Here is a 17,091-nt window from a genome sequence, read left to right on the forward strand (position 1 = left end):
TCGGCGACGCCCCTTCGGGAGCCATGATGATCCCCCCGAAGGTCGGCCGCAAGCCGGACGCGGCGGGCTTACGCGAGCTTGTCGCGGTGGGCCCAGACTTTCTCGAACGCTTGCGCGTACTGGTCGACCAACTCGGGGACCTCGGACGTGAAGTAGGGGAGGGCGATCGCGGTTCGATTGGCCTCCTCGGTCCCCGCGAGGTCGGGGATGAGGGGCTTGTGGTGCCACCATTCGGCCTCGGCGTAGAGCGGCATCTTGTGCTGGAGCGGGTAGCGATGCTCCCGGGCCTTGACCCCCTCGGCCTGGAGCGCCTTGACGATCGCGGCGCGGCTTGCGCCGGCCTTGGATTCGTCCAGGAAGAGGATGTTGTTCGCGTAGTAGATCCGGCGGGCGTCGGCCGGGCAGGGAGGCTCGACGAGCCCCGGGAGCTGCGCGATGCGGTCGTTCAGGCGACGGACCTGCGCCGTGCCCGCGGTGTTCCGCGCGTCCAGGCCGGCGAGCTGCGCACGGGCCAGGGCTGCGGCCATCGGGTTCATCCGGAGCTTCAGCCCCAGCCCCGTACCGGCGTAGCGGCGATAGGGGCTGTCAGCGGGGAACTTCGCGGGAATGTCGGAATGGCCGAAAGACGTCGCCCGCTCGTAGTCGGCGCGATCCTGGTACATCCCCATGCCCCCCTCCATGGCGGGGAGCGGCTTGGTGGTCTGGTAGCTGAAGATCGACATCCGGCCCCAGGCCCCGAGCGGCTTGCCTCGGTAGGCTGCTCCTGGTGCATGGGCGACGTCTTCCAGCAGAGCCAGACCGTGCTCGCGGGCGAAGGCCGAGACATCGTCCATGGGGCAGGGAAGTCCCATCCAGTGCACGGGCATCATCGCCCGGACATTGGGGGTGAGCCGGCGGCGGGCGTCGTCGAGGTCGAAGTTGAGGGTCCGCGGGTTCACGTCGACGAACGCGGGGACGAGGCCGAACAGCCGCATCGGCACGATCGACGCGAAGAACGTGTAACTGGGGACGAGGACCTCGGCGCCCGGCGGGAGGTTCAGCGCGAAGAACATCGCGGCGATGGCGCTGGTGCCGTTGCAGTGGGCCTTGGCGTACGAGACGCCGAAATGCTCGCGCCAGTCCCGCTCCAGATCGTCGATCGGACCGTAACCCGGATTCCGAAGGACGTCCAGGACGGCGGCCTCCTCGGTGGGCCCGTAGAGCGGCCAGCGAAAGGCGTCGGCGTGCTTCGAGGTCGGGATGGAGACGGCGGGTCGACCGCCGTCGACGGCCAGCGCCTCGGGCGATGTCGCTCTCGCGGAACCGGCCAGCCCGCCGGCTGCCAGGGCCCCCGCCGAGGCGAGGACGTCGCGGCGGGTGGTGGAGAATTTCCCGGCCGGCTCGTCGCGTCTCATGGGCGATTGAACTCCCGTCGATGGTTCAGGGGCGGCTTGATAGGGCGAGCCTCGTCGTCTAGCCTGATCCTACCGACTGCGGCCCCGCGCCGCACCCGTAATCGCGATCCGATCGAGACGAGGCCATGACCGAACTCCCAGATCCTGAAACCTCCTCGCGGCGCTCGTTCCTGACGCGTTCGGCGTCGCTCGCCGCCCTGGGCGGGCTGACTGCGTCGACCGTGGAGCGATCCGTCGCGGCCGAGCCGGCTTCCGGGGTGATCGACGCCCACGCCCATCTGAATCACCGCTCGCGGGATTCGTGGGAGGCCGACGATCGAGCCCTGATCGACGCGGCCGATCGACTCGGAATTGACCGCCTCTGCTGCTCGATCCTGACCCCGAAGCGTCCGTCGACCGCCGACGGTTTCCGGGAGTGCAACCGTTGGATGCTCGACGCGATGAAGCGGTTTCCCGGGCGAGTCCTGGGTTATTGCTACGTCAATCCAGGGTGCGGGGCTGAGGCCGTCGACGAGGTCCGCCGCTGCGTGGGCGACCTGGGTTTTATCGGCGTGAAGCTCTACAACGAATACTTCTGCACCGACCCCATCGTCTTCCCGGTGATCGAGGCGGCCATCGAGTTCGGCGTCCCGATCCTCCAGCACGCCGGGCACGCTCATCATCCGCTCCCCGGCCAGCCTCGCATCTCCGACGGCGGCAGGATCGCCGAGCTGGCCGCTCGCTACCCTGAGGCCAAGCTGATCTGCGCCCACATCTGCGGCGGCGGCGACTGGGAGTGGACCATCAAGGCCCTGCGTCACTCCCCCTCGGTGTTTCTCGACACCAGCGGCAGCGTCCCGGACGACGCCGTGATCGAGATGGCGGTCCGCGTGATTGGCGCGGATCGGCTTCTTTTCGCATGCGACTCGTCGATGACCACGAGCGTGGGACGGATGCGCGGCGCCGACCTCTCCACGGAGGACAGGGCGAAAATCATGGGCGCCAACATGGCGAAGATTCTGGCGGGAAAGAAGCGATGATCCTCGACGTCAATGCCTACATCGGGCCTTTCGCCTTTCGGGCCCTGCGACACGATACGGCCGCCGGGCTGGCGGCGCTGATGGCAGCCAAGGGGATCGACCGGGCGATCGTCTCCAGCGCCCTCGCCATCACCTACCGCAATACTCAGACGGCCAACGAGGCGCTCGCCGCGGAGATCAAGCCGCATGGCGGACGCTTGATCCCATTCGCCGTGATCAATCCGGCGTACGCGGGTTGGCGCGACGACCTGGAAGCCTGCCGCACCCTGGGATTTCGTGGCCTGCGGATTTATCCCGCGTGGCACGGGTATGCACTGGGCGACTCGATCTGCCTGGAGCTGGTCGACGCGGCGACGGCGATGGGAATGGTGATCTCGATCCCGATGCGAGTGGAGGACGTCCGCAACCAGAGCTGGCTCGTCGACGTGCCCGAGGTCCCCCTCGCAGACGTCGCGAAGCTGGTCGCTGCGCGGCCGGCGGCCCGGTTCATGCTCCTCAACGGTGCGGGATATGCGAACGGCCCGCTCGGTCGCAAGGACGCCTTGCCGGCGAACTACCTGATCGAGATCTCCCGGATGGACTCGGTCCTGACCGATGAGATCGGCCGGCTCGTCTCCAACCTGGGGGCCGATCGGCTGGCGTTCGGCACGGGCATGCCACTCCACTACCCGGACGCCGGGCTGCTCAAACTGGAGATCCTGCGAGCCTCCGACGCGGACAAGGCGAAGATCGCCTGGGGCAACGCCGCCGCCTGGCTCGGACTCGACGGCTGACGTCGGAGCGCGCGAAACGGGCCGGAGAGATTACGTCTCCCCGGCCCGTCGGCGACTGCGAAGCGATCACCAGTGCCAGTCGTTCTCGGTGGTGTCGCCCTGGGAGCTGCTGTAATCGCCGAAGACGTCCTGGTCGTCGTAGCTGAAGACGCTCTTGTGACGGATGAACTTGTCGGCGCCGGCGCCGCCGTAGACGTATTCGACGTAGTCGAGGCTGCCGGTGCGGAAGCCGGCGTCGAGGCGGTCGTTGCCGTTCTGGCCGTAGAGGCGGTCCCGGCCGTCGCCGCCGCGGAGGTCGTCGTTGCCGTCGCCGCCGTAGAGGTAGTCGTCGCCGCCGTTCCCCTCGATGTAGTCGTTGCCATAGCTGCCGTCGAGGGTGTCGTTGCCGTTGCCCCCGTACATCCGGTCGTCGCCCCAGTTGCCGGTGAGGTAGTCGTTGTCGTTGCCGCCGTCCATGTAGTCGTTGCCGTCGCCGCCGTACATGGAATCGTTGCCGTCCTGGCCGTACATCGAGTCGTTGCCCGAACCGCCGTCCATGTAGTCGGCGCCGGAGCCGCCGTACATGGAGTCTGCGTCGGCGCCGCCGAAGAGGTAGTCGTTCCCCGACCCGCCGTCGAGGACGTCGGAGCCGCCGTTGCCGTAGAGGGTGTCGTTGCCATTGCCGCCGATCAGGGTGTCGCGGCCCGAGCCGCCGGACATCCAGTCGTTGCCGTCGCCGGCGTTGGCGTACATCGGAGCATAAGTGTTGTTGATGATCGTGTCGTTGCCCCCCTTCGCCTGGATCGACAGCGGGGAGGACGAGCTGAGCCTGTAGCTGTAGCCGACGCTCAACGTCTGGGTCGTCGACGAGAGCAGGACGCCGCCCGACCGCTTCTCCAGCTTAAGCGTCACCGAGCCGTTGTAGCCCGGCTGATAGTTGAGGACCTGGATCGTGTCGTCGTAGTCCGAGCCGTCGACGGAGATGTAGCGATCGCCGTTGGAATAAGCCTGGATCGAGGCGCTCAGAGCGGTATCGGCGGAGAGGACCACGCGACCTTCGAGGGCCGTCAGGGAGGGGCGATAGGACCGACGCGAAGACCTGCTCATGGTGATTTCCCTTGCCGCTCGCGGCGGCCTTTCAGGACCTTGGCCCACCCTTCCCCGCGACGCTTCGCGTCACGACCGGTCGGGCGACGCCGAGTTATCACCACCCCCGTCGCCATCGGACACGGAATCGGTATTAAAAAGCGTAAATGAAACGATGGCTCTTTTGACGGCCTGCGCGCACGACGAAATCGGCTCCCCGAGGACGATCTCGTCGCCGGCCGAGGCGGCCGGGGCGAGACGTTCCTGCAGGGGCCGATTCCGGGGCCGGGCCCGATCGGAAATCGTGATGCGGAGCCTCGCAAGACGGCTCCGAAAGGGGGGCCCTCGTCGGGTCGGGGAGGTGTGGCCCCGGCACGACGATCGATTGGATCACCAGTGCCAGTTGGTCTCGGTGGTGTCGCCCTGGCCGCTGTTGTAGTCGCTGAAGTAATCGATGTCGTCGAAGCTGAAGACGCTCTTGTGGCGGACGAAGGTGTCGGCCCCAGCGCCCCCTTGGAGGTACTCGCCGTAGTCGATGCTCCCGCCGATGCGGTAGCCGGCGTCGAGGTAGTCGTTGCCGTTGCCGCCGTAGAGGCGGTCGTAGCCGGCCTCGCCGCGGAGCTGGTCGTTGCCGTCGCCGCCGTAGAGGTAATCGTCGCCGTCGCCGCCGTAGAGCTTGTCGTCGCCGGCGTCGCCGGAGAGTGTGTCGTTCCCCGCGTATCCGTACAGGTTGTCGTTGCCGGCCCCGCCGGAGAGATAATCGTTCCCCGAGCCGCCGTCGACGTAGTCGTTGCCGTCGCCGCCGTAGACGGTGTCATCCCCTCCCATGCCGAGCACGGAATCATTGCCCGACTCGCCGTCGAGGAAGTCGTTGCCGTCGCCGCCGTAGACGGTGTCATTGCCCGAACCGGCGCGGATGGTGTCGTTGCCGGCGCCGCCGTCGAGGTAGTCGTCGCCCGCGTTGCCATAGATGGTGTCGTTGCCGTTCCCGCCATTGATGTAGTCGCGGGAGGTGCCGCCGTAGAACCAGTCGTTGCCGTCGCCGCCGTCGGCGTACATCGGCGCGGAGGTGTTGTTGATGATCGTGTCGTTGCCCCCCTTCGCCTGGATCGACAACGGCGACGTGGTGCTCAAGGAGTGGCTGGAGCCGGCGTGGTAGGTGGCGGTTGAGGAGGAGAGCTTTACGCCGTTGGACCACTTCTCCAGCTTGAGGGTGATCGAGCCGTTGTACCCCGGCTGGTAGTTGAGCACCTGGATGGTGTCGTCGTAGTCGGACCCGTCGACGACGATGTAGCGGTCGCCGTTGGAGTACGACTGGATCGAGGCGCTCAGGACGGTGTCGGCGGAGAGGACGACGCGGCCTTCAAGGGCGGTGAGGGACGGACGGAAGGATCGCTTGCCCATTGGTGACTCTCCCGGCCGCCCACGGGCGGCCCTCTCGGGACCCGGCTTTCAGCCCGCCTCGCGACGCCTCGCATCGCGACAGAACGGTCCGACGCCGGGTTATCACCATTCGGGGGCCCGCCGGACACAGCCGGGGGAAATAAGTCGAGAGGGTCGTCGGCTCAGGGCTTCGATTGGGGAGGGGCGGGGAGGATTGTGAGCCAGGGGCGTTCCGTCTCGATCTCGAAGTCCGCGATCTTGGCTCGGGCCGTCCGCTCGAACCCGCCGTCTCCGCGGGCTCGCCCGACGATGCGGAATGGTCCGGAGGCGGCCTCGCCTTGGGAGCGGATTTCCAGCGTCGCCTTCTTCGCCGAGTCGCCGGAAGCCGCCGACGAGACCGGTTTGACCTCGACGCCGGCGGGAAGGTCTTCGGCTTGCAGTTCGATCTCGCCGCCGAATCCGCCCTTGCGGTCGATCGTCACGACGACCTTGGTTTCCTTGCCGTGAGCGACTTCGAACACGTCGTTCGCCAGCGTCAGACTGAAATCAGGGGTCGACCGAACCACGCTGAGGAGGTAGGCGAATCTCGGTCCCCCTCGATCGTGCAGGTCGCGGACGACCACCCGGAACTCGCCGTCTTCCTTGGGGGAGAACCTCAACTCCGGATCCTTGGACTCGCCGACGTCGTCCGTCTCGGCCAGCACCTCGCCAGTCGGCCCGAGGATCGACAAGACAGCGTCCAGCGGAAGACCGAACGCGCGCGACTCCAGCCGGAAGCGACGGGTCTCCCCCTTCTTCAGGCCGATCCGATAGGCGTCCCGATCCCCCGGCGGGTCGATCCGGCCGGAGACCGAGGCGAGGTCGTTGAGGGTCTGGGGATGATCTGGCTCGTTAATCTCGGCCTCGACCGCCAGTGGGCCCGAGACTCGCCGCACCTCGGCGGCCCCGGCCAGGGGGGCATGCGTCAGGGCGATGCGATCGGGGACGCCGGGAGAGGCGACGAGGACGGAGAAGGGCCCGGAACGGGGGATGTTCGGTCCCTCGGCGGCGACCACGGCCAGGCTCTCGCGCGGTACGGCGAGCGGGAAGGCGTGGTCGATGAATCCGTCGGTCGTGAGGGTGAGCCGATAGATGTAGTCGTCGCCGCCGGCGAATCGGATGCTGCTGTCCGGCTTCGCCGGGAAGGCGAAGAGCCGGACGATGTAGGTTCCGTCTGAAGGCGCGTCGAAGACGATCCGCGGGTCGAGACCGCCGGCGTCGTCGTTCTGAGCCAGCACGAACCCATCGGCCGAGACGACCTGGAGCACGCCGTCCATCGGTGAGCCGAGAGAACGGGCGGCCTCGACGTCCGCCGTGAGCGTCGCACCGGCTTTCAGGTCGACCGCGAAGCCGTCGACGTCACCCCGCCTGGCGAGCCGGCCGTTGATGGTAGTGCGGGGCTCGCTGAGCTTCTGGGGCCGTCTCGGGTCGTCGTTGGGCTCCGCCTCGGCCGTCTCGGGCAAGGCGCCCACGATAAACGGCCGGAGGCTTGTCGCCCCGTCCTGGTCGTAGACGCGCAGCCAGCGCACGCCGGGAGCGGCGTCGGGCGCGACGACGATCGAGAGGACGCCTTTCTTCTCCGTCGCTGCAACCGAAAGCCCTTCGCCGTCGACCCAGCATTTCACCGGCCAGTGGTCGAACGTCCCGGACATGGTCACGGAAGCCGACTGGCCTCGAGCGGCTCCGGGGGGGAACAGCCCGGTGAGCGTGGGAGGCTTGGCCTTCAAAGGTCGGTTAAGCGAGGCGAGCAAAACGAGTGCGAGCAGCGAGGCGAGGAGACGAGGCCGGCTCATCCCATCAACTCCCGGATCGGCGTGGGGTCGGAGACGAGGAAGGTAGGGCGACCGGCGGGGGTGTGGAGGATCTTGCCCGGATCGATGCCAAGCTTCGCGTAGATCGTGGCCACGAAGTTCTCCGGAGACAGGACGCGCTCGCTGGCGGCGTAGCCGTAGGCGTCCGTCGATCCGACGACCTGGCCTCCTGGCGTGCCGCACCCGGCCATGAGGACGGACATGGCGTTCGACCAGTGGTCTCGCCCGGCGTCCTTGTTGATCTTCGGCGTCCGTCCGAACTCGCCGAGTACGACGACCAGGGTGGAATCTAGCAGGCCTCGCTGGTCGAGGTCCTGAATGAGCGCGGCGATCGCTCCTTCAAAGACGGGCATCCGCTTCTTGAAGCCGTCGAAGATCCCGATGTGGTGGTCCCAGCCGCCTTCGTTCAGGGTGATGAACGGCACGCCGGCCTCGACGAGCCGGCGGGCGAGCAGGCAGCGCTGGCCGAACGAGCTGCGGCCGTAGTGGTCGCGGACGCGAGGGTCTTCCTGCGAGACGTCGAACGCGCGCTGGGCCAGGGGAGAACCCATCAGCTCATAGCCCTGGTGGTAGTATTCGTCGAGCGCGAGGGCCGGGTCGGCTGTCGACTTGTCGGCGAACCGCTTGAACCGATCGAGGCGTTCGCGGAGGCTGCGGCGATCGTCGACCCGGGTTACTTCGAGTCCGCCCGGCGGCGAGACGTCGCGGACGCGGAAGCGTTCGGAGCTTGGGTCGTCGGGGACGACGAACGGGGCGTACTTCGCCCCCAGGAAGTTCGGCCCGCCCGACCGCGTCATGCTGGGGATCGAGAAATAAGGCGGCAAGCCGCCGCCGGCCCCGCGCTCATGGGCGGCGACCGAGCCCATGCTGGGGTGGAAGCTGACGAAGGCGCCGCAGCCGACGGGGATGCGCGGCGGGGCTCCGGTGATCATGTAATGATTGCCCGCCCCGTGGTTCCCCTGATCGTGGCGGATGGATCGGATGATCGCCAGCTTATCGGCGATCGCCGCCAGCCGCTTCATCGGCTCCGCAAACCGGATGCCCGGGACCGAGGTCTCGATCGCCGAGAACTCGCCGCGGACCTCGGCGGGGGCGTTCGGCTTGGGGTCGAACGTCTCGTAATGACTGGGGCCGCCGTCCATCCAGACCAGGATGCAGCTCGTCGGCCGTGCGCCCGAGCCAGCAGCGAGGCTGCGGGACCGCAGAGCGTCGACGAGTCCGCCCCCCATCAGGGCGCCCAGGCCAAGCCGAAGGCAGTCGCGGCGGGTCGTGTTGGATTCGCAGTTCCTGAGTGTCGCCATCGTTCTCGCCTCGGACGGGGGAGGGGACGTCGAGCGGACCGGGTCGCGGCTCAGTCCTTGAAGACGAATTCGGGGGAGTTCAGCAGCGCCCAGAGGAGGTCTTCGACCGCGGCGCGGCGATCCTTCTTGGGCTCGTTGAAGAGGCTTACGGCGATGCTGGCCTCCTCTGCGGTGGGGCGTCGACTGTACGCGAGCAGGTAGAGTTTCTCGACGATCGCATCAGGTTTCGCCTCGCTCTTCGCGAGGGTCGCGACACGTCCTTCGTCCGACGTCAGCTTCTCGTGGAGGTTGGGGGCGTTCATGAGGTGCAACGCCTGGACGACGGCCGTGTCGCTCGTGCGCTCGCAGGGGGGATCCTGGTTCATGTCGGGACGGCCGAACGTGTCGAGGAAGAGCGAGGGGATGCGGTTGGTCCAGGTCGTCGAGGCCCGACTGCGCGGGGGCGACGCGTCGAACGAGTCGGGGATGCCGGTCACGTCGACGACGGCGTCCAGCATTGTCTCGGCCCTCAACCGCTGCCGGTAATGGCGGGAGAAGTTCCGGACGTCGGCGGCGTTCCGCTCGTTGGGCTCGGAGGAGAGGCCGTAGACCGTCGAGGCCATGATGGTTCGGATCAGGTGTTTCACGTCATAGCCGTGCTCGCGGAAGTCGTCCGCGAGGGCGTCGAGCAGCGGGCCGTTGCTGGGCGGGTTCGTGGCCCGGATGTCGTCGACGGGGTCCACGATCCCGATGCCCATCAGGTCTCCCCAGACGCGATTGGCCATCACCTTCGCGAAGTACCGATTGTCCGGCGAGGTCATCCAGCGGGCCAGGACTTCGCGGGGATCCTTCGCCGGGTCCGAGGCGCCCGGAGCTTCGCCGAACAGGGGCTTCGGAGGCAGGACGGCACCCGTCAGCGGGTGCTTGATCTCTCCCGATTTGGCCGTGAAGACGATCTCCTCGCTCCCCGAGATCGGCGGCGAGAGCCCCGTCCCCTTGCGCCCGATCCGGGTGAAGAAGGCGGCGAACTCGTAGAACTGGTCCTGCCCCCACGACTCGAACGGATGGTGATGGCACTTGGCGCAATCCAGTCGGATGCCCAGGAAGAGCTGGCTCATCACCGGGGCGATCTCGATCGGCTCGCGATGGTCGCGGAAGATCGTGCTGGGGCCTTGCTCGAACGAGCTGCCCTGGGCGGTGACGATCTGCCGCACGAACTCGTCGTAGCGGAGGTTCTTCCGGAAGGCGTCGCGGATCCAGCCGTCCAGGTTGAAGACCGCCTTGATCCCCACCCGGTAGGGGTTTGGCCGGAGGAGGTCCATCCACTTCGTCGCCCAGTGATCGGCGTACTCGGGCCGCTCCAGTAGCCGGTCGACCAGTTGGGCTCGCTTCTCCGGGGATGGGTCGTCGAGGAACGCCCGGGCCTCGTCGGGCGTCGGCAGGCGGCCGATCACGTCGAGGAAGGCTCGCCGCAGGAACGTGGCGTCGCCCGCGACGGCCGAGGGGGTCAGGCCGAGCTTCTTCCATTTGGCCAGGGCGAGGTCGTCGATGAAACTCCGACGGGGGAAAGCCTCGTACTCGGACGCGGCGACCTCGCCGGCGAGTGGGACGAAGACGTCGCAGTTGGCGAAGAGGCCCTCGTAACGCGCCGAGATGGTGGCCTCGCCGGCCAGCTTGCCGGCCCGCACCCGGCCCTGAGCATCAACCGCGACGGCCGTCGCCTCGCTCGACCCGAAGGTCGCCAGCGGCGTGACGTCCTCGGTAGATCCGTCGGAGAAGTGGGCGATCGCCCGAACGCCGAACGACTCTTCGGGCTTCAGCGTCCGCTCGGTCGGCTCGACGCTCACCCGGACGAGCTTCGGCGCGTCAGCCGGGGTTCGAGGGAGACCGTCGGCGATCCACCGGCGCAGCGTTTTGTAGAAGGCGCTGTCGGGGTCGATCCGACGGCCTCCGCCGTGCGGGATCTCGGCGGTCGCCTTCTGAAGGAAGAGGCTGCCCTCGGGATCGGAGCGGAGGATTCGACGGCCGCCGGCTTCGCGTGAGATGGCGGCGAAATCGAACGACGGGTCGAAGCCCTGGAGCGACAGCATGAACCCGTTCTGGCCGCTCGCCTTGCCGTGGCAGGGCCCGGAATTGCAGCCGGCCCTAGTTAAGATCGGCTCGACCTGACGCTCGAACGTGATGGGCCCCGGAGGTTCCGCACCCCCCACGACCCCGGTCAGGCCGCTCATCCCGGCGATCAACACAAGCCCTAGGATCGCAGAACGCATCCCGATCGCCTCAAGGAATTTCGGCACTCACCTGTTTCCCGACTCGTGCTCGTTGTACCCGAGTTTCAGGGCTTCTTCAACAATTATTCGACGTTCAACTGGCCTGGCGTGAGCGTCTCGAACGAAAGCCGGCGGCCTCTCACAGGGTTAGCTGCTGTGGAGAAGGACGCGAACGCAGTTCGGCCTGGAGTGATTGTATGGAACGACCGATCGTGGCCTGGTCGGAATGGCGTTGCGCCAGAGTTCACTCGTCGGCTGCAGTAGGGGGGGGCGACGAGGGAAGGGTGGGATGCGACGTACGTCGTTTTGGAGTTAAGTGGAGCGGAAGGGGATCGAACCCTCAACCTCAGCATTGCGAACGCTGCGCTCTCCCAATTGAGCTACCGCCCCGAAATCCTTTGGGATGTTGCCGTTGCGACGCCCGAGTGGGACTTCCCGGAGGCCGGGGCCGTCGCTGGTTTTGCACGGGGATCGTGCAAGTGCGACAGGCGGTCCGTGCATCGGGCGTGCACGACGTTCGGAGTATAACCGCCGGAATGGGGGGATGCGAGAGCGCTTTCCTATAATCCCTCGGGTCACAGTCGCGGGCGGTCGCTTTCCGTTGGAGGAGGTCGTTGATGGCGTTGAGGGGCATGGAGTCCGAGAGTGGCCCGCGGTGGAGGACGATGGGCCGGGCGTTCGCGAACCGGAACTACCGGCTCTTCTTCGCCGGCCAGGGCGTATCGTTGGTCGGCACCTGGATGACCCGCCTGGCGACGAGTTGGCTGATCTACCGGCTCGCCGGGGGAGACGCTCCCTGGCTGCTCGGGGTCGTCGGTTTTGCGGGCCTCGCCCCGACGTTCTTCCTTGGGCCCGTGGCCGGGGTTTTCGTTGATCGCTGGGACCGGCATCGCGTTCTGGTCGTGACTCAGATCCTGTCGCTGCTGCAGTCGGCTGCGCTGGCGGGGGTTGCCTTCCACGGGGGATCGGGCTCGATCATGATCGGGCTGGTCGTGGCGCTCAGCCTGGCCCAGGGGGCGATCAACGCCTTCGACATGCCCGCTCGTCAGTCGCTTATGATCGAGATGGTCGGCCGTCGCGAGGACCTTCCCAGCGCGATCGCTTTGAACTCCTCGCTGGTCAACGGGGCGCGGCTGGTCGGGCCGGCGCTGGCCGGGATGGTAATCGCCCTCGTCGGCGAGGCCTGGTGCTTTGCGATCGACGCGATCAGCTACGTCGGCGTGGTCGCGGCCCTGCTGGCGATGCGACTCACCCCGAAGCCTCGCCCGCCAGCGACTGGTTCGGTTTTCGGCCGTCTGACCGAGGGGGCGCGATACGCCTTCGGGTTCCCGCCGATCCGGGCATTGCTTCTGCTGCTGGCCCAGGTCAGCTTCGCCACGATGCCCCAGTCGGTCCTGATGCCGGTCTTCGTCGCGAGGGTGCTCGGCGGCGGGCCTTATACGCTCGGCCTGCTCTCGGCGTCCCAGGGTTGCGGGGCTCTCGCCGGGGCTCTGTATCTGGCTTCGCGACCCTCCGTGCTGGGCCTGGGTCGGGTCGTCGTCGGGGCGACGCTCGTCCTGAGCCTTGGCCTCCTCGGGTTTTCTCAGTCCAGCTCGGTCTGGCTGTCGGCCGTCCTGATCGCGGCCGTCGGGGCGGGGATGATGGCCCACATGGCGGCGACGAACACCCTGATCCAGACGATGGTCGACGAGGACAAGCGAGGCCGGGTCATGGGCTTCTACGGGATGGCCTTCCAGGGCGTGGCCCCGTTCGGCAGCCTGCTGGGCGGATGGCTGGCCGGACGGTACGGATCCCGACCCGTCGTCCTGGGGGCGGGACTCGTCGTCATGGCCGGCGGCCTGACGTTCGCCACCCAACTGCCGAGGCTTCGACGCCATGCCCGACCCCTCTACAAGAAGCTCGGGATCCTTCCCAGCGATCGACCAGACGAAGTCGCCGCCGTCATGGCCTCACCCCCGGCCCTGAGAGAGACGGCGTGACTCGGGCGGCCGAACTTCACCCGTTCGAGAACCTGACCCCGGCGATTTCGGTTCGTTCGCTCCGACGGCCGCTCTGTCTTATCAGGCGTAAGTGCTCTGGCGGAAACCTGTTGCGATCGACGGTCCCGGCGGCTTCGTTCGCGCATTTTTCGGAGAGTCCTCGCACTCTCTCGACAGGATGCTCGGCCGAACCGAGCGACCCTCCGTTCGACCTCGACAGCGCCTTCGGCCTCCTTGCTGATCGGGTTCGACTTTGGGTTCGTTCGACCTCGCGATGAGCCCTGGCTGTGATCACAAGCTGTGTTTTCACAGACATTTCCGGCGATGGCGCTCGGCGGCTTCGTTCGGCGAGAAATCCAACCTGCGGCCCTTGCTTTCACGGGGCAACGACTTCGAGTGGCCATCGAGTCAATCCGCCTGGGCATAGGATCTCCGCTCCCACGATCGCCCTGCATCGGCTGCGTCCGCGCAACGTTCCAGCCCTTGGGCCGCCGTCCTTCCTCAACCCCACCGAGTTGCCAAAGATCACCCGTCAGCGACCTCCACTACAGAGAATCTACTCCTAACACGCCATTCCTTTCGCCGACTGGTGAGGAATCAGGGGCCTGGGATCATCCGGCTGAGGCGTCGGGGATGGTGAGGTCGATTTTGCCGGGGATGTCCACGGTGGCGACCTTCGGCGCGTGGCTGGTGGCGCCGGATTTTGTCTGAGTTCCCCGGTAGGGCGTCCTGGGGGGGGGCCAGCCTGCACCGATACCTCTGTTTGACCCCGAAGACTTCCGGTCCCCTGTCGAGGGCTGGACCTTTTCGTTGGAATGAAAGCAAGTGAGGAGGGAGTATGGGATGTCGGAGGGAGGTTGGCGATGCGGTTCTCGATCAAGCGAATGCTCATCTTGATTGCGGTGGTGGCCGCCGTTTGCGGTCTCTCATCAGCTTGGAGGGCGTTCGAACTCGCAAATCGGGCTGCGATGTATCGGGGGATGGCGGAATCGTTGAGGGGACAGGCCAAAACGACCCGGAACCGAACCGCGATTCCTGGGTTGACCGCCAAGATGGTCCGCAACGAGTTGAAAGAAGCGGAGTATTTGGAGAAGACGGCCGAGTCCTATGAAAGGGCAATATTCCACCCCTCGGAACCCTTGCAACTCCCAAAACGATGAGATCGCCTCACACACGATGGACTATCGGGCGGCTCACGGTCTCGCGAGGCCTGACGGAGACAGGTAGCTGGAGGAGACGTTGTGACTCCTCAACGGACGGCCTGAGCGGTACGCCCTTATTCCTCAACGGGCGTTGGCTTAGATGGAGAGCCTGACGCCGCGGAATTCGCGCCTGGAGTGACGCTGATGCCCCGAACCGCGCGGATCAGTCAAGGAGGGTTCTTCTACCACGTCCTGAATCGCGGCAATGCGCGATCCGATCGCGCTGGATGCAGTGGCTGATGACGACGCACGTTCGGCGTTACCTGCGGCACGACGGCCACAGCGGCCACGTCTGGCAAGGGCGGTTCAAGGCGTTCCCGATCCAGGACGACGAGCACCTGGTAACAGTCGTTCGTTACGTCGAGCGCAACCCGCTCCGCGCCGGCCTTGTCGACCGGGCCGAGGATTGGCGTTGGTCGAGCCTCGGCACCCCTGTCGCCACCGCCGAGACCCTGCCGAAGCTCACGTCCGACGAGCGACTTCGCCTCGGCGATTGGCCGTCATTCGTCAACCAACCCCTGACCGAGGCCGAAGTTGATGCGATCCGGTGATCGATCCGTCGCGCCCGCCCGTTCGGCTCCGAGCGTTGAACCCAGGAGACCGCCGAACGCCTTGGCCTGGAGTTCAGCCTTCGGTAAGGAGGCAGCCAGAAAAGCACGGGCAAGCCTACCCAAAGCCTGTAGTCGGCTGCGAGCAATAGGGATGTCCCCGTCAGGTCTGTCAGTCCCCGTCAGGCTCCCCCAGATCGAGATCACTTCGCAGTCGAGGACTAATTCCCATGAGCAACGCAGATCGTTTTATCGGCGAGTATAGAATTGATCGGCCGTATGTGAAGCACGAATGGATTCCCGTGGTTGAGCACGTGATTCGCAAACTATCAGAATTCCTCGACACTCCTATTCGGGCTTCGTCCTCAGCCAGTAAACATATGGAAACGTGGGCGGGCCTGGACATAGAAAGCGACGGGCATTTTGCTGGCGGAATAAGGTTGTCATGGAAAGGAAGTCTCGCCGCAACGGTCGAGAAAGACCCTCGAGACAATAAATTCCAGGCTATCGTGTTTTTGTTCAGCCACGACAAGCTTATGACAACGTCAGACGGACGAGAATGTCTGTATCTCGAATATCTTGTCAAAAATGGCGTCGGCGAATGGGATTTTAGTGGATGGTACTGGGATGAATTTGAAGAATTTACAAGATACTGCGGTCCTGAGCGTGGTGTCTAGCTTAGGCTAGTACTTCCCCACGGACGACTTGATGGTGGATCTCGAGGTAGAAAAGGGAGGTAGAAAAGGGGACATTGCGAATGCCACGAAGTTAAGCCGCAAACCATTGCTGGATTAGATCTTCGTGGTGTTCCCGCCGGGGCTTGGTCATGCGCATGTACTGCTTGGGGCGGCGTTTCTTGACGCGCGGCTCCTAGCGGCCGCGGCGGCATGGGTTGACGACCAGTTTCGGCGTGTCGCCGTCGTCCGTCATGCCGGTCAACCAGCGGAGGCCGACCCAGACCCGATGACCCCGCCAGCGGTGATCCTCCGAGGCCCCCCGGACGGCCGCGGCCACCCCTTCGACGAGCCCGAGGAAGACGGCCAGGGGGATGCGACGTCGAGCCTGGCAGTAGCGGAGTCGCTGAACTCCTGACCGCCGAGCCGCTCGACATGCCGGCACGAAGTGTTCCTCAGCAAGACCTGCAGAAGGAACAGCGAGATCGTCTCCACGGGCCCGAGCTTGCGAGCCCTCCAACGATATCCCGCCTTCTTGCAAGCCGCCTCGATCGTCCTCGGCGAGATCGCGGCGGCGGCGTCTTGGCGCAGGCGGCCGAGGATGGTGAAGATGCGAGTCGGCATGGGGGGGGCTCCGTGCGGCGTCTCGGTGCGTCCTCGAGAAACCGCCAGGATGCCCTCGGGCCCCCTCAGCCTTCAAGACGCGACAAGTCGTTCACGCCGAAGGCTTTGTGCACTATCTTCGTGGCATTCAGCAATGTCCCCTTGGTTCCCTCCCTGAGAGCATATACGTCGACGTAAACAACAACGGCAATCCGGTTATAGTTTTTTACAAAGACGAGACGGTTGTCATCGCAGACGCGGATAACCCAAACGCGCTTATTACAGCCTGCGGGCTTAGAGACGGGAAAGATCGCAAGAGCGTCAAAGACAAGTGGGCTACAGATCACGATTACTTCGCAGTCGAGGACTTATTTCAGTGAACAACGCAGATCGTTTCATCGGCGAATATAGAATTGATCAGCCGTATCTAAAGGACGATTGGATTCCAGTGGTTGAGCATGTGATTCGCAAACTATCGGAATTCCTCGACACTCCTATCCGGGCTTTGTCATCAGCCAGTAAACACATGGAGACGTGGGCGGGGCTGGACATAGAAAGCGACGGATGTTTTGCCGGCGGAGTAAAGTTGTCATGGAAAGGAAGTCTCGCCGCATCGGTCGAGAAGGACCCTCGAGACAATAAATTTCAGGCTATAGTATTTTTGTTCAGCCACGACAAGCTTATGACAACGTCAGACAGACGAGAATGTCTGTATCTCGAATATCTTGTCAAAAATGGCGTCGGCGAATGGGGGTTTAAAGGATGGTGCTGGGATGAATTTGAAGAATTTACAAGATACTACGGTCTTGAGCGTGGTTTCTAGCTTGAGCTAGGGGTGCCAGCCGGGTTGGGACGAAGGGGGAGGAAAAGGGAAAAGGGGACATTGCTAAAGAAAAGGGGAAAGGAAAGGGGAAAGGGGACATTGCTAGAAAAGGGGAGGAAGGGGAAAGGGAAGGGGAAAGGGGACATTGCTAAATTCTCTGATTGACTAGGTAATTTAGGGGAAGGGGAAAGGGGACATTGCTAAATTCTCTGATTGACTAGGTAATTT

General features: G+C 65.2%; 14 protein-coding genes and 1 tRNA gene. 7 read left to right on the forward strand and 8 right to left on the reverse strand.

Going from position 1 to position 17,091, the window contains the following annotated elements; genetic code table 11:
- Positions 1-68: 68 nt before the first annotated feature.
- A complete protein-coding gene (locus tag G5C50_RS23345; protein ID WP_165073370.1) occupies positions 69-1,394 on the reverse strand; it encodes a DegT/DnrJ/EryC1/StrS family aminotransferase in 1,326 nt (441 codons plus the stop codon).
- A 125-nt stretch (positions 1,395-1,519) separates the two neighbouring features.
- Between G5C50_RS23345 and G5C50_RS23350 the strand changes: the two genes are divergently transcribed.
- Positions 1,520-2,413, forward strand: coding sequence for an amidohydrolase family protein (locus tag G5C50_RS23350; RefSeq protein WP_165073371.1), 894 nt, complete (start codon positions 1,520-1,522; stop codon positions 2,411-2,413).
- Positions 2,410-3,186: an amidohydrolase family protein gene (locus G5C50_RS23355; RefSeq protein WP_165073372.1), complete on the forward strand. Its 777-nt coding sequence runs from the start codon at positions 2,410-2,412 to the stop codon at positions 3,184-3,186. Before G5C50_RS23350 ends, G5C50_RS23355 begins: the two co-directional genes overlap by 4 nt.
- Before the next feature lie 66 nt (positions 3,187-3,252).
- Here G5C50_RS23355 and G5C50_RS23360 read toward each other — a convergent pair whose 3' ends face one another.
- The 6 genes from G5C50_RS23360 to G5C50_RS23385 form a co-directional block, all read right to left on the reverse strand.
- A complete protein-coding gene (locus G5C50_RS23360; RefSeq protein ID WP_165073373.1) occupies positions 3,253-4,272 on the reverse strand; it encodes a calcium-binding protein in 1,020 nt (339 codons plus the stop codon).
- A gap of 369 nt (positions 4,273-4,641) precedes the next feature.
- Entirely contained in the window at positions 4,642-5,655 is a 1,014-nt protein-coding gene (locus G5C50_RS23365) for a calcium-binding protein (RefSeq protein ID WP_165073374.1), read from the reverse strand.
- A 161-nt stretch (positions 5,656-5,816) separates the two neighbouring features.
- The gene (locus G5C50_RS23370) at positions 5,817-7,466 is read right to left on the reverse strand and encodes a PPC domain-containing protein (protein ID WP_165073375.1); all 1,650 of its coding nucleotides are present in this window, start codon (positions 7,464-7,466) and stop codon (positions 5,817-5,819) included.
- Complete coding sequence (locus G5C50_RS23375; protein WP_165073376.1) at positions 7,463-8,785, reverse strand: DUF1501 domain-containing protein; 1,323 nt, start codon at positions 8,783-8,785, stop codon at positions 7,463-7,465. The genes G5C50_RS23370 and G5C50_RS23375 overlap by 4 nt, the downstream gene beginning before the upstream one ends.
- 50 nt (positions 8,786-8,835) lie before the next feature.
- On the reverse strand, positions 8,836-11,034 hold the full coding sequence (locus G5C50_RS23380) for a DUF1549 and DUF1553 domain-containing protein (protein WP_165073377.1): 2,199 nt from the start codon (positions 11,032-11,034) through the stop codon (positions 8,836-8,838).
- A 317-nt stretch (positions 11,035-11,351) separates the two neighbouring features.
- Positions 11,352-11,424, reverse strand: a tRNA-Ala gene (locus tag G5C50_RS23385).
- Positions 11,425-11,651: 227 nt separating this feature from the next.
- Between G5C50_RS23385 and G5C50_RS23390 the strand changes: the two genes are divergently transcribed.
- From G5C50_RS23390 to G5C50_RS23405, 4 genes are all read left to right on the forward strand, one after another.
- A complete protein-coding gene (locus tag G5C50_RS23390; RefSeq protein WP_206107825.1) occupies positions 11,652-13,013 on the forward strand; it encodes an MFS transporter in 1,362 nt (453 codons plus the stop codon).
- An 863-nt stretch (positions 13,014-13,876) separates the two neighbouring features.
- The gene (locus G5C50_RS23395; protein WP_165073378.1) at positions 13,877-14,173 is read left to right on the forward strand and encodes a hypothetical protein; all 297 of its coding nucleotides are present in this window, start codon (positions 13,877-13,879) and stop codon (positions 14,171-14,173) included.
- 281 nt (positions 14,174-14,454) lie between these two features.
- Entirely contained in the window at positions 14,455-14,766 is a 312-nt protein-coding gene (locus G5C50_RS23400; RefSeq protein ID WP_165073379.1) for a hypothetical protein, read from the forward strand.
- Between the two features lie 227 nt (positions 14,767-14,993).
- A complete protein-coding gene (locus G5C50_RS23405; protein ID WP_165073380.1) occupies positions 14,994-15,440 on the forward strand; it encodes a hypothetical protein in 447 nt (148 codons plus the stop codon).
- A 193-nt stretch (positions 15,441-15,633) separates the two neighbouring features.
- On the opposite strand, the gene G5C50_RS23410 is transcribed toward G5C50_RS23405, so the two are convergent.
- Positions 15,634-15,882: a hypothetical protein gene (locus G5C50_RS23410; RefSeq protein WP_165073381.1), complete on the reverse strand. Its 249-nt coding sequence runs from the start codon at positions 15,880-15,882 to the stop codon at positions 15,634-15,636.
- A 534-nt stretch (positions 15,883-16,416) separates the two neighbouring features.
- Between G5C50_RS23410 and G5C50_RS23415 the strand changes: the two genes are divergently transcribed.
- The gene (locus G5C50_RS23415) at positions 16,417-16,863 is read left to right on the forward strand and encodes a hypothetical protein (protein ID WP_165073382.1); all 447 of its coding nucleotides are present in this window, start codon (positions 16,417-16,419) and stop codon (positions 16,861-16,863) included.
- The last annotated feature ends 228 nt before the right edge of the window (positions 16,864-17,091 follow it).

This window comes from Paludisphaera rhizosphaerae (assembly GCF_011065895.1).
GTDB classification, from domain to species: Bacteria; Planctomycetota; Planctomycetia; order Isosphaerales; family Isosphaeraceae; genus Paludisphaera; species Paludisphaera rhizosphaerae.

Excerpts from the sequence above, each read along its gene's own strand:
- G5C50_RS23345 (WP_165073370.1), bottom strand. The coding sequence starts at position 1,394 with ATGAGACGCGACGAGCCGGCCGGGAAATTCTCCACCACCCGCCGCGAC.
- G5C50_RS23350 (WP_165073371.1), top strand. The coding sequence starts at position 1,520 with ATGACCGAACTCCCAGATCCTGAAACCTCCTCGCGGCGCTCGTTCCTG.
- G5C50_RS23355 (WP_165073372.1), top strand. The coding sequence starts at position 2,410 with ATGATCCTCGACGTCAATGCCTACATCGGGCCTTTCGCCTTTCGGGCC.
- G5C50_RS23360 (WP_165073373.1), bottom strand. The coding sequence starts at position 4,272 with ATGAGCAGGTCTTCGCGTCGGTCCTATCGCCCCTCCCTGACGGCCCTC.
- G5C50_RS23365 (WP_165073374.1), bottom strand. The coding sequence starts at position 5,655 with ATGGGCAAGCGATCCTTCCGTCCGTCCCTCACCGCCCTTGAAGGCCGC.
- G5C50_RS23370 (WP_165073375.1), bottom strand. The coding sequence starts at position 7,466 with ATGAGCCGGCCTCGTCTCCTCGCCTCGCTGCTCGCACTCGTTTTGCTC.
- G5C50_RS23375 (WP_165073376.1), bottom strand. The coding sequence starts at position 8,785 with ATGGCGACACTCAGGAACTGCGAATCCAACACGACCCGCCGCGACTGC.
- G5C50_RS23380 (WP_165073377.1), bottom strand. The coding sequence starts at position 11,034 with ATGCGTTCTGCGATCCTAGGGCTTGTGTTGATCGCCGGGATGAGCGGC.
- G5C50_RS23390 (WP_206107825.1), top strand. The coding sequence starts at position 11,652 with ATGGCGTTGAGGGGCATGGAGTCCGAGAGTGGCCCGCGGTGGAGGACG.
- G5C50_RS23395 (WP_165073378.1), top strand. The coding sequence starts at position 13,877 with ATGCGGTTCTCGATCAAGCGAATGCTCATCTTGATTGCGGTGGTGGCC.
- G5C50_RS23400 (WP_165073379.1), top strand. The coding sequence starts at position 14,455 with ATGACGACGCACGTTCGGCGTTACCTGCGGCACGACGGCCACAGCGGC.
- G5C50_RS23405 (WP_165073380.1), top strand. The coding sequence starts at position 14,994 with ATGAGCAACGCAGATCGTTTTATCGGCGAGTATAGAATTGATCGGCCG.